Below are 10,460 nucleotides of genomic sequence, written 5' to 3' on the forward strand. Positions count from 1 at the left end.
CTCGAGCGACGTCAGCCGACCACGGCCTCCACGACCTCGACCCCCTCGACCGGCGCGGCCAGCGCCGCCGCCAGCTCCTCCCGCGACCGCACGGCCACGTGCGCGGCGCGATAGCCCGCGCACAGCGCGCCCAGGTCCGCGCCATGCGGGGTGGTGAACACCCGCTCCACGTGCGCGGCCGGCGCCGCGGCGTGCTCGAGGCCGGAGAAGATCCGCCCGCCGCCGTCGTTGACCACGACCACACGCAGCCGCGGTCGCCGCTCGCGCGGCCCGACCAGCAGTCCGCCCGCGTCGTGCAGGAACGTCACGTCGCCCATGAGCGCGAGCACCGGGGTTTCGCAGGCGAGCGCCACGCCCACGGCCGTCGCCACGGTGCCGTCGATGCCGGCGAGGCCCCGATTGGCCAGCAGCACGGGCCGGCGCCCGTTGCGCGCCGCCGGCATGATCCGGTCGAGCGCCCGGATGGGCCCCGACGACCCGACCACCGCGAGCGGCGGGTCGCCCTCGCCGCGGTACGCGCCCCGCTCGAGCGCCTCGAGGAACGATGCGGCGATCACCTTCCCATTCCAGCCCTCCGGCACCTGCGGTCGCCCCCCGCCGGCGCGCCAGGCGGCGAGCCACTCCGGGTCCACCGCGCCGGGTGAAGCACTCCAGCACCACGACTCGGGCACCGACCGCACCACCGCCAGCGCATGCGCGGGGGCCTCGCGCCACCGCGCGCCGAACGCGGCGACGTACAGCGCGGGAGCGCGGGCGATGAGCGCCTGGACGGCCCGCGTGAGGGTCGGCCGGCCGATCACCACCACCTGATGGACCCGCGCCGCGAGGTCCCGTCCCGCCTCGGACTCGAGCAGGCGCACGTAGTCGGGGATGCAGGCCTCGCCCGCGCGCGCGCCGGACGTGGGCTCGGCGAGCAGCGGCCAGCCGTGGGCCTCGGCGACCTGGCGGGCCGCGTCGCCCGCGCCGTCGCCCGCGATCACCACGCCCCGAGCGACGGCGGGCAGCGGAGCCGCCGCCCTCGCATCGCCCCCGGCCACGTCCACCGCGGGCACCCCGCCGGTCCGCGCGCGCTCCACCGACGGCGGCGCCCCCCAAAGCCCGCCGTCCGCGCCCAGGGGCTCCCGGAACGCCAGGTTGAGGTGAACGGGGCCGGGGGCGGCCGCCATGTCGTCCCGCGCATCGTCCCCCAGGGCGGCGCGCACCGCGCGGTCGGCCAGCTCGGTCGCCCGGCCGGGACCCGCGCCCTCCTCGGGCGCGGCGACGTCCTGCTCCCAGCGCACGAAGGTGCCGAAGATCCCCGCCTGGTCCGTGGTCTGATTCGCGCCCACTCCCCGCAGCTCGGCGGGCCGGTCCGCGGTGAGCAGCAGCAGCGGCACCCCGGAGTGGTGCGCCTCCATCGCCGCTGGCAGGAGGTTCCCCACGGCCGTGCCTGACGTGGTGACGATCGCGACCGGCCGCGGCTCCCCCGCCGCGGCGGCGCCGCGCGCGAGGCCCAACGCGAGGAAGCCGGCGGAGCGCTCGTCGATCCGCACATGGAGGCCGATGCGCGGGGCACCCAGGGGCGGCTCCCCCGCCCCCGCCTCGGCGAGGGCATGGGCGAGCGGGCCCGATCGGGAGCCGGGGCACAGCACCACCTCGCGCACCCCGCGCTCGGCGAGCGCGGCGATGAGCTCGCGCGCGAACACCGCGGACGGGTGGCTCACACGATCACGTCCAGGCCGAGGTCGCCCATCATGCCGCCGTGCGGCACCAACGGGGTCCGGACCGTGTCGGTGGCGAGCAGCACGGAGGTGCCGAGCCCACAGGCAAACGGCAGCTCGGGCAGCGCGCGCGCGAGCGCCACGCCCGCCGCGAGCCCCACCGAGCTCTCCATCGCGCTCGAGACCACCACGGGCAGCCCGTGACGCTCGGCGGTGTCGAGGCACACCTGCACGCCGCCCATGGGCGCCACCTTGAGCACCAGGATGTCGGCGGCGCCGGCACGGACCACCTCGTCCGCGTCGCCCGGGATCCGCACGGACTCGTCAGCGGCCACCAGGACGTCGGTGCGGCGGCGCACCTCGGCCAGCTCGGCGACGGTCCGGCACGGCTGCTCGACGTACTCGAGGCCCTGCCCGCCGCCGGCGCGGGCCGCGGCGTCGAGCTCCTTGAGCGAGCGCACGGCCGTGTCCACGTCCCACGCCCCGTTGGCGTCCACCCGCACCCGGCCCTCCGGCCCCAGGGCGACGGCGACCGCCTCGACGCGCCGCACATCGTCCCTCAGGGAGACCGTGCCCGCGACTTTGACCTTGGCCGTGCCGCACCCGCCGCGGCGCGCGAGCTGCGCGGCGCGGCCCGAGGGCAGCTCCGGGATGATCGCATTGACCGGAACCTGGTCGCGCACGAATGCGGGCCACTCGCCGCGCGCGGCCTCCATCGCGGCGGACCACCACCGCGAGGCGCGCTCGGGCGTGTAGTCCGGGAAGGGCGAGTACTCGCCCCACGCGTCGGTGCCGTCGGGGCGGCGGCCGCGGATGAGCACGCCCCGGCGCTCGTCCGTGCCGCGAAAGCGCGTCCACAGCTGGACACGGAACGGGCGGAACTCCATGGGCTCAGCCTACGAGCGTGCGGGACCGGGTTCTGGCCTGGGCGCCCACCTGCGCCCCGCGTGCGCCCCGGCTACGCCCCGCCTGCACCCCGCCAGCGCCGCGCTTGCCTCCCACCTGCACCCCGACCCGCACGTCGGATGCTCGGCGCATCGGTCCGACATAGGTGCGCGCACCGACCCGCATGTCGGACCGGACGCGGAATGGCCCGACGCCCGACCCGCCGGATACGCTCGGGCCCCATGAGCGACATCCCCGTCCAGGTCTCGGACCTCATGGACCCGACGCGCTGGCGCGCCATCGACGGCTTCCCCGACGGGGACATCACCTACCACCGCTGGGTGGACCGCACGGGAGACGTCGAGCGGGACCTTCCCGCGGTCCGTATCGCGTTCAACCGGCCGGAGGTGCGCAACGCCTTCCGCCCGCAGACCGTCGACGACCTCTACCGCGCGCTCGACCACGCCCGCCAGACCGTCGACGTCGCGGCGATCATCCTCACCGGCAACGGCCCGGCCGCAGACGGGGTGCCGGCGTTCTGCTCGGGCGGCGACCAGCGCATCCGCGGCAAGGACGGCTACCTCTACGAGGGCTCCGCGGCGGACGCGCCGTCCTACGGCGGGCGTCTGCACATCCTCGAGGTCCAGCGCCTCATGCGCACCTCCCCCAAGGTCACCATCGCGGCGGTCAATGGGTGGGCGGCCGGTGGCGGGCACTCGCTCCACGTGGTCTCCGACCTGTCGATCGCGTCGAAGGAACACGCGCGCTTTAAGCAGACCGACGCCAACGTGGGCTCCTTCGACGCCGGCTACGGCAGCGCGCTGCTCGCGCGCCAGGTGGGCGACAAGCGCGCGCGGGAGATCTTCTTCCTCGCCCGCGAGTACTCGGGGGACGATGCGGCGGCCTGGGGGGCCGTCAACGAGTCCGTCCCGCACGCGGAGCTGGAGGAGCGCGCGCTCGAGTACGCGCGGATCGTCGCCACCAAGTCGCCGCAGGCCATCCGCATGCTCAAGTTCGCCTTCAACCTCGCCGACGACGGGCTCGCCGGCCAGCAGGTGTTCGCCGGGGAGGCCACCCGCATGGCCTACATGACGGAGGAGGCACAGGAGGGACGGGACGCGTTCCTCGAGCGCCGCCAGCCCGACTGGACCAGGTTCCCGTACGCGTACTAGGACGGCCCGCCCGGTTCAGTCCAGGTGGGCAGCCCAGGGATCGATGAAGTCGACCCCGGTTCGGGCGAAGTCCCGACCGTTGCGCGTGACGAGCGTGGCCCCGTGCACCCGGGCCGTCGCCGCGATCAGGCAATCGGCCATGGCCGGCGCCTGCGGGTCCGCGAGCATCTCCCCGGCGACCAGCGCCGCATCGGCGGTGAGGTCGAGCACGCGGCCTTCGTAGGCCCTGACGAGGCCGTCCAGCCAGGCTCGAAGCCTCGCCGCCTGGTCGGCGTCCCCGCGCCGCGCCACTCTCTCGATGCCGTACCGCAGTTCGGCCAACACGACGGAGGGCACGTACACGAGCCCGCTGTCGACTCCGCGCGCCCACTCGACGGCCGGCTCGTCCTCGGGGCGCCGCCTGCGCAGCGCCGACAGCACATTCGTGTCGAGCGCGTAGATCACAGGTCGACGTCCCGCATCTCGCCCGGCATCCGCTCAAACTCGACGTCGAGGTCCGAGACATCGGGCAGGGACTCCATGAGGTCCAAGAGACTCGCGGCGTGCGGGTCCTCAGCGACGGCGAGGATGCGATACACGACCCGGCCGTGCTTGGTGATGTGCACCTCGTAGCCCTCGTCGACCGCATGCGTCACCACGCCGGAGCGCTGGTTGAGGTCCCTCGCCGTGAACGTCTTGATGGCCATCCGACGCACCTCCACCCCAACTGTAGCGATATCGCTACACCGATGGAAGAGGGCCCCTGAGGCCTTCCCCACACGCAGGGCCATGTGCCCGCACGCGTGTCAGACGCGTCCGGGACAATAGAGGCATGACGAAGGCGCGACGGTGAGCGGCAGTTCCTGGGACGCCGCCGCGTCGCCGCCCGGGTGGCTCCCCGACCCCACCGCGCCCCACCTCGAGCGCTACTGGGACGGGCGCCGGTGGACCGGCCAGACCCGGCGCACCTACGGCACGGCGCGGCCGGATGCCGCGCCGGCCTCGGACCTCTTCGCGCGCGCCAGCGACGGCCTCGGATCGGCCCACGGTTCGGCGCCCACGGCGGGGCCCTCGTCCGCCTACTCGTCGCCGCCGCCCTACGGGCCGCCGCAGCCGTACGGCCCGGGTCCGTCGTACGGCTCCGGGTCTCCGTCGGGCACCTCCGGCTCCTCCATGGCGGGCGGCGAGCCACCGTCGCTTCTCGGCGATCCCCCGGACTACCTCTCCGGCCCCGCCGCCGGGATGCCGGCACCCCCTCCCCGGTTGACACCGCAGCGCAGGCGGCCGGGAACACTGGGCGTCATCGTGATCGCCACGATCGCGGTGACGGCGGTACTCACGCTGACGCAGTGGTGGGGCGACCTCGCGAGCGACGATGCGAACGCGCCGGCCGCGGCCGAGCAGCCGGTCGAGCAGCCGGTCGAGCAGCCGGCGGGTCAACCGGTCGAGCAGCCGGCGGGTCAACCGGGCGAGCAGCAGGCAGGGAACGCCGAGCCGGCGCCTGGGGACGGCGGCGCGACGGGCGACGTCTCCGGCCCCGCGACGCGGCCGGAGACGCCCTCGGTCGCCTACCCCGTGTTCGGCTCGACGGAGCTGGTCGAGTACCTCGCCGCGCACATGATCGCCCACACGGACGCGATCGACGTCAGCCATTGGGCGTCCAGCGGCGATGCTGACCGGGCGATCACGGCCGCGATGCACGAGGCGCTCACGCAGAACCCGTACGTGTTCGTCCAGCGGTGGAACACGAGGACCGTGACGTCTGGCGCCGGCGTCGAGGTCACGATCTCACCCGAGTACACCTACGACCCGGACGAGCAGCGCAGGCGCCAGGCCACGACCGCCGGCGGGGCGCGCCAGATCGCGGACATGGTGCGCGGATATGCACCTGCGACGGACGCCGAGGCCGCGGACATCATCCACGAGCTCATCCGCATCAACGCCACCTACGACTACGCGGCGGCCGAGGCGATCGACCGCGGGGAGAGCGGACCGCACGTCGCCCAGTCCCAGGAGGCGTACGGCATCCTCGCCGAGCGCACCGCCGTCTGCAACGGCTACGCGCAGGCCTTCCACGCGATCGCCTTCGACTACGGGCTCGAGAGCGTGATGGTCACGGGCGACGCGTGGGACAACGGGTCGGGCGGCGCGCACGCCTGGAACCGCGTCCTGGTCGACGGCACCTGGAAGTTCGTCGACGTCACCTGGGACGACTCGGGAGACTACGAGTCCAAGGAGTTCCTCCTGCTGCCCACCGAGCCTGCGAGCCACCGGCCCGACTCCGACTGGATGGTCGACACGAGCCTCGCCGGCGGGTGACGGGGGGCGCGCCGAGCCCTCAGCCCAGCCACTCCTCGACCAGCGCCGGCACCGCGTCCTCGATGGGCTCGCGGATCACGCGATGCGCCTCCGCGTCGTACGCGGTGGGCGACGCGTTCACGATCACGAGCTCCGCGCCCGCCCGCACCGCGGCCCCCGCGAGCGCCGCCACGGGGTAGACCTGCAGTGTCGTGCCGATCGCCACGAACACGTCGCACGTGCGCGCCGCGCGCCCCGCCCGGTCCAGCGACGCCTCCGACAGCGCCTCCCCGAAGTACACGACGTCCGGCTTGAGGATCCCTCCGCACACGGCGCACACCGGGTCCGGCGATGCGTCGAGACGCGCCAGCACGTCCACCGTCGGCATCGACGCCCCGCATCCCAGGCACGACGTCGTGGCGAGGGTCCCGTGCATCTCCACCACCGCATCGTCCGGGGTGCCGGCCTCCCGGTGGAGGCCGTCGATGTTCTGGGTGAGCAGGTCCCGGCAGGCCCCGGCGGCGACCAGGCGCGCCAGGGAACGATGCGCGGGCGAGGGCCGCGCCGACCAGGCGCCATGCGCGCGCCAGTCCCGCCAGCCCTCGATGCGCGCCTCGCGGTCGCCCACGAACACGTCGATGTCCAGCAGGCGCGCCCGCTCGGGCCTGCGCGTCCACAGCCCGTCGGGGCCGCGGAAGTCGGGGATCCCCGCGGCCGTGGAGATCCCTGCGCCGGTGAGGACCGTGATCACGGCGACGGGCTAGCTGATGTCGATCGCGGTCGCGTGGTCGATCCCCTTGTTCGGGATGAGCTCGACCCAGGTCTGGCCCGGCATGAAGGAGACGGGGTCACCGGACTCGGTGGCGAAGACGAACGGGTCGTACTGGCCCGCCTTCGACCAGTTGATGGGGATGTACTGGTCCCCCGACGCGACGTATCCGGTGCCCGACTTGCCCGCGACGAGCGTCTCCGGCACCGACGAGCCACCGTTCGACGACGTGTACTTGATCTCCACCCACAGCGCGACCACGTTGGTCGCGGACAGCTGGGTGCCGTCCATCGTCACGTGGGGGCTCGAGCCCTCGTAGCGCATCCACGCGTCGGCGTCCGCGTCCCAGCGCCACTCGGGCTGCGACTGGCTCGACATGGTGATGTCGATGACGGACGCGGCCTCTCCCTCGAGCTGCGCGGTCGCGGTCTCGGCGGGGAACGCCCACTCCCACTGCGCCTCGGGCGCGGGCATGTCGGAGGCCTGGCGCGCGAACTCGGCCGGGTAGCCGTGCAGGTTGTGCGGGGCGGCGCGGCCCGAGGTGCGGTAGAAGCCGCTCGAGCCCACGTCCTGGGCGATCACCTTCTGGCCGGAGTTCTGCGTCGCGGAGACGAAGCGCGCCTGCGCGCCCGAGAAGACCAGCGGCCCGGCGAACGAGCCCATGATGTTCTTGTCCATGGGGCGCATCGAGCGGATGGGGCCCACCGAGTCGGGGTAGTCCGAGTGGTAGACCGCGATGAGGCGCGAGATGCCGTACTCGACGTACTCCTCGAACACCACGTCCGCCTTGTCGAGGTTCTCCTGGGGCCGCGCGGCCGACGAGTTCTCGATCTTGATCGACAGCGCCGGGCGGTCGAGGTCCTCCTGGTCCACGTCGGCGGCCTCGATGCCGGTGAGCGGCCACACGACCTCGGGACGCGGGTCCTCGGGCGCCTCCGGCAGCGACGGGATGGACGGCTCGACGGACACCGACACGGTGGCCTGCGGGGCGGACGAGGTGGTCGTGGCGGGGGCGCACGCGGCGAGCAGAGTGAGAGCTCCAGCGGCCGCGAGCGCGCCGGACAGGCGCGTCTTGCTCATGCCCGAAATAGTACGTTCGCCACTAGGCTCCCCCGCGTGACCTATGTACCTCTCGCCGCCTCGCCCGTTGATGCTGTGGCGAAGGTCACCTCCGGACGCGCGGCAGGCTGGGAGGTGGCGACCTCCGGCTCCACCGGCGCCCCGCGCCTGGTGAGGATCGGGGCCGATGCGGTGCGCGCCTCCGCGGCGCTCACCGCCGCCCGCCTGGGCGGCGAGGCGGCCTGGCTGCTCGCGCTCCCGGCGGACCGCATCGGCGGCGCGATGGTGCTCGCGCGGGCGGCCCTCGCCGATGCCCGGGTCGCCGCGATGCCGCCCGGCCCCTTCACGCCGGAGGGCTTCGCGGCGGTCGCCGAGGAGCTGGTCGCCGAGCCGCGGCGGCACGTCTCCCTGGTGCCCACCCAGCTCCGGCGCCTGCTCGACTCCCCGGTGGGGCGCGAGGCGCTCGGCGCCTTCGACGCGGTGCTGGTGGGCGGCGCGGCGCTCGGCACGACCGAGGCGCCCGCGAACGTGGTGCGCACGTACGGCATGAGCGAGACCTGCGGCGGCTGCGTGTACGACGGCGCGGTGCTCCCCGGCACCGACGATGTCCCCGGAGCGCTCGCGCGCGTGGATCACGACGGGCACATCCGCCTCGCGGGCCCCACGCTCGCGGACGGCTACGCCGACGGAGACGACCGGGCCTTCGTCGTCGAGGACGGCGTGCGCTGGTTCGTCACGTCGGACCTGGGCGAGTGGCGCGACGGGCGCCTCCACGTCCTGGGCCGCGCGGACCACGTCATCAACACCGGCGGGGTCAAGGTGCACCCGCAGCCCGTCGAGTCCGCCCTCGAGTCCGCGCCCGGTGTGGTCGCCGTCGCCGTGGTCGGCGTCCCCGACGCCGCGTGGGGCGAGCGCGTCGTCGCCGTCGTCGAGGGCGCCGCCTCCCCCGAGGCGCTCGCCGCCGCCGCGGCCGGCCTGCCGGCGTACGCGAGGCCCAGGCGCATCGTCCCTGCTCAGGTCCCCCGCACCCCGGGTGGCAAGATAGACCGCGCCGCGGCGCGCTCGCTCGCGGCCCGGAAGGAGCACCGATGACCCCGACGACCGCCGACTGGATCGCCGGCGCCCGCCCCCGGACCCTGTGGACCGGCGCGACGCCGGTGCTGGTGGGCAGCGCATCGGCCCTGCTCCTGGGCTCCTTCCGGCCGCTGCTCGCGTTCCTCGCGCTGGGCGTCGCGCTCGCGCTGCAGGTGGGCTCCAACTACGCCAACGACTACTCGGACGGCGTGCGCGGGACGGACGTCGACCGCATCGGCCCCACGCGGCTGGTCGCCTCCGGCAAGGCGGCGCCCTCGTCCGTGAAGCTCGCCGCCTACCTGGCGTTCGCGGTCGCGGCCGTCCTCGGGCTGCTGCTGGTGATGCTGTCGGGCGTGTGGTGGCTGCTGGCCGTGGGCGTGGTCGCGATCGTCGCGGCCTGGACGTACACCGGATCGGACCGGCCGTACGGGTACGACGGGTGGGGCGAGGTGAGCGTCTTCATCTTCTTCGGCCCCGTCGCGACGCTCGGGACGCTGCTCACGCAGGCCGGCGAGGTGACCTGGTGGGCTGCCGTCGCCTCCGCGGGACTCGGCCTCTACGCGGTGGCGCTGCTGCTGGTCAACAACATCCGCGACCTCGAGACCGACCTGTTCGCGGGCAAGCGCACGCTCCCGGTGAAGATCGGGGAGGCGCGGGCGCGCCAGCTGTTCGCCGCGTGCGTGACGCTGCCCGTCGGCTGCTCGATCCTCATCGCCTTCGCCCACCCGTGGGTGCTCATCTCCACCGTGGTCGCGCTGCCCTCGGTCATCATCGCGCTGGGCATGCGGATGGGAGCCGCGGGCCGCGGCAACTTCGCCGTGATGTTCGCGGGGATCTCCGGGGTGGGGCTGGCCTACGGCCTGCTGCTCGCGCTCGGGCTCGCGTTCTCGAGCTGAGCGGGGCGTCGGACCTCGCGGCCCCCGCGCCCGGTCAGGGCGCGGTCAGGCCTCGCGGCGCGATTCGAGCTCCGCGTCCTCCTCGGCGTCCGCCTCGCGGATGCCCTTCTCGGAGCGGGTGATCCACCCGGCCATCTGCTCGTTGGCCCGCACCCGCAGGCCCGGGAAGGCCAGGTACGAGACCAGCCACCCGAGCATGAAGGCCGCGAAGAACGCGAGCAGGTCGCGCCACCCCACCAGCCACAGGATCGCGAACATGGCCAGGAAGACGCCCGTCCGGGCCGCCCAATACGTCAGCACGCTCATGCGCTAACGCTACCGGGCGTTAACATGGATGGATGCTTCGAGTACTGCCGCTCATCCTGTATTTGGCGCTGGTCGTCTACGCCATGTCGGATGCGATGCAGCGGCCGGAGAAGGAGCCGTACGGCCTGCCCAAGTGGGGCTGGGCCGCGATCATCCTGCTGCTGCCCATCCTGGGCGCCGTCGCCTGGATCGTCATCAGCCGCATGAAGCCCGACCACGGGCCGCAGCCGCGCCGCCAGCCCATCGCTCCGGACGACGATCCCGAGTACCTCGCCTGGCTGCGCGAGCAGTCCCGCCGCCGCAAGGGCACGGGCGAGAGCCA

12 protein-coding genes are annotated in these 10,460 nt (G+C 74.1%); 5 read left to right on the top strand and 7 right to left on the bottom strand.

The annotated features are described in order from the left end of the window. Positions 1-11: 11 nt before the first annotated feature. Positions 12-1,703 carry a 2-succinyl-5-enolpyruvyl-6-hydroxy-3-cyclohexene-1-carboxylic-acid synthase gene (menD, locus tag AOM03_RS09705; protein WP_082092304.1) on the bottom strand — a complete coding sequence of 564 codons (1,692 nt, stop codon included), beginning with the start codon at positions 1,701-1,703 and terminating at the stop codon, positions 12-14. Further along, positions 1,700-2,587 carry an o-succinylbenzoate synthase gene (locus AOM03_RS09710; RefSeq protein WP_062380747.1) on the bottom strand — a complete coding sequence of 296 codons (888 nt, stop codon included), beginning with the start codon at positions 2,585-2,587 and terminating at the stop codon, positions 1,700-1,702. Before AOM03_RS09710 ends, menD begins: the two co-directional genes overlap by 4 nt. A 240-nt stretch (positions 2,588-2,827) precedes the next feature. On the opposite strand from AOM03_RS09710, the gene AOM03_RS09715 reads away from it, so the two are divergent. Further along, the gene (locus AOM03_RS09715) at positions 2,828-3,757 is read left to right on the top strand and encodes a 1,4-dihydroxy-2-naphthoyl-CoA synthase (RefSeq protein ID WP_062380750.1); all 930 of its coding nucleotides are present in this window, start codon (positions 2,828-2,830) and stop codon (positions 3,755-3,757) included. A gap of 15 nt (positions 3,758-3,772) precedes the next feature. On the opposite strand, the gene AOM03_RS09720 is transcribed toward AOM03_RS09715, so the two are convergent. Then, positions 3,773-4,201, bottom strand: a complete 429-nt coding sequence (locus tag AOM03_RS09720) for a type II toxin-antitoxin system VapC family toxin (protein WP_062380752.1) — start codon at positions 4,199-4,201, stop codon at positions 3,773-3,775. Next, positions 4,198-4,443, bottom strand: coding sequence for a type II toxin-antitoxin system Phd/YefM family antitoxin (locus AOM03_RS09725; RefSeq protein WP_062380754.1), 246 nt, complete (start codon positions 4,441-4,443; stop codon positions 4,198-4,200). Before AOM03_RS09725 ends, AOM03_RS09720 begins: the two co-directional genes overlap by 4 nt. Positions 4,444-4,585: 142 nt before the next feature. On the opposite strand from AOM03_RS09725, the gene AOM03_RS09730 reads away from it, so the two are divergent. Further along, positions 4,586-6,055, top strand: coding sequence for a DUF2510 domain-containing protein (locus AOM03_RS09730; RefSeq protein ID WP_062380756.1), 1,470 nt, complete (start codon positions 4,586-4,588; stop codon positions 6,053-6,055). A gap of 19 nt (positions 6,056-6,074) precedes the next feature. On the opposite strand, the gene AOM03_RS09735 is transcribed toward AOM03_RS09730, so the two are convergent. Beyond that, positions 6,075-6,785 carry an SIR2 family NAD-dependent protein deacylase gene (locus AOM03_RS09735; RefSeq protein WP_227589953.1) on the bottom strand — a complete coding sequence of 237 codons (711 nt, stop codon included), beginning with the start codon at positions 6,783-6,785 and terminating at the stop codon, positions 6,075-6,077. 9 nt (positions 6,786-6,794) lie between these two features. Next, entirely contained in the window at positions 6,795-7,883 is a 1,089-nt protein-coding gene (locus AOM03_RS09740) for a DUF3048 domain-containing protein (protein ID WP_062380758.1), read from the bottom strand. A gap of 36 nt (positions 7,884-7,919) precedes the next feature. Between AOM03_RS09740 and AOM03_RS09745 the strand changes: the two genes are divergently transcribed. Continuing rightward, a complete protein-coding gene (locus AOM03_RS09745; RefSeq protein WP_162197279.1) occupies positions 7,920-8,954 on the top strand; it encodes an AMP-binding protein in 1,035 nt (344 codons plus the stop codon). Continuing rightward, the gene (locus AOM03_RS09750; RefSeq protein ID WP_062380762.1) at positions 8,951-9,832 is read left to right on the top strand and encodes a 1,4-dihydroxy-2-naphthoate polyprenyltransferase; all 882 of its coding nucleotides are present in this window, start codon (positions 8,951-8,953) and stop codon (positions 9,830-9,832) included. Before AOM03_RS09745 ends, AOM03_RS09750 begins: the two co-directional genes overlap by 4 nt. Positions 9,833-9,877: 45 nt before the next feature. Here AOM03_RS09750 and AOM03_RS09755 read toward each other — a convergent pair whose 3' ends face one another. Further along, entirely contained in the window at positions 9,878-10,138 is a 261-nt protein-coding gene (locus tag AOM03_RS09755) for a DUF4229 domain-containing protein (protein WP_062380764.1), read from the bottom strand. A 32-nt stretch (positions 10,139-10,170) separates the two neighbouring features. Between AOM03_RS09755 and AOM03_RS09760 the strand changes: the two genes are divergently transcribed. Beyond that, positions 10,171-10,460: PLD nuclease N-terminal domain-containing protein (locus tag AOM03_RS09760; RefSeq protein ID WP_082092322.1), on the top strand; the 290-nt coding region annotated here is incomplete at its 3' end.

Source organism: Demequina pelophila, assembly GCF_000971175.1.
In the GTDB taxonomy this organism is placed as follows: domain Bacteria; phylum Actinomycetota; class Actinomycetes; order Actinomycetales; family Demequinaceae; genus Demequina; species Demequina pelophila.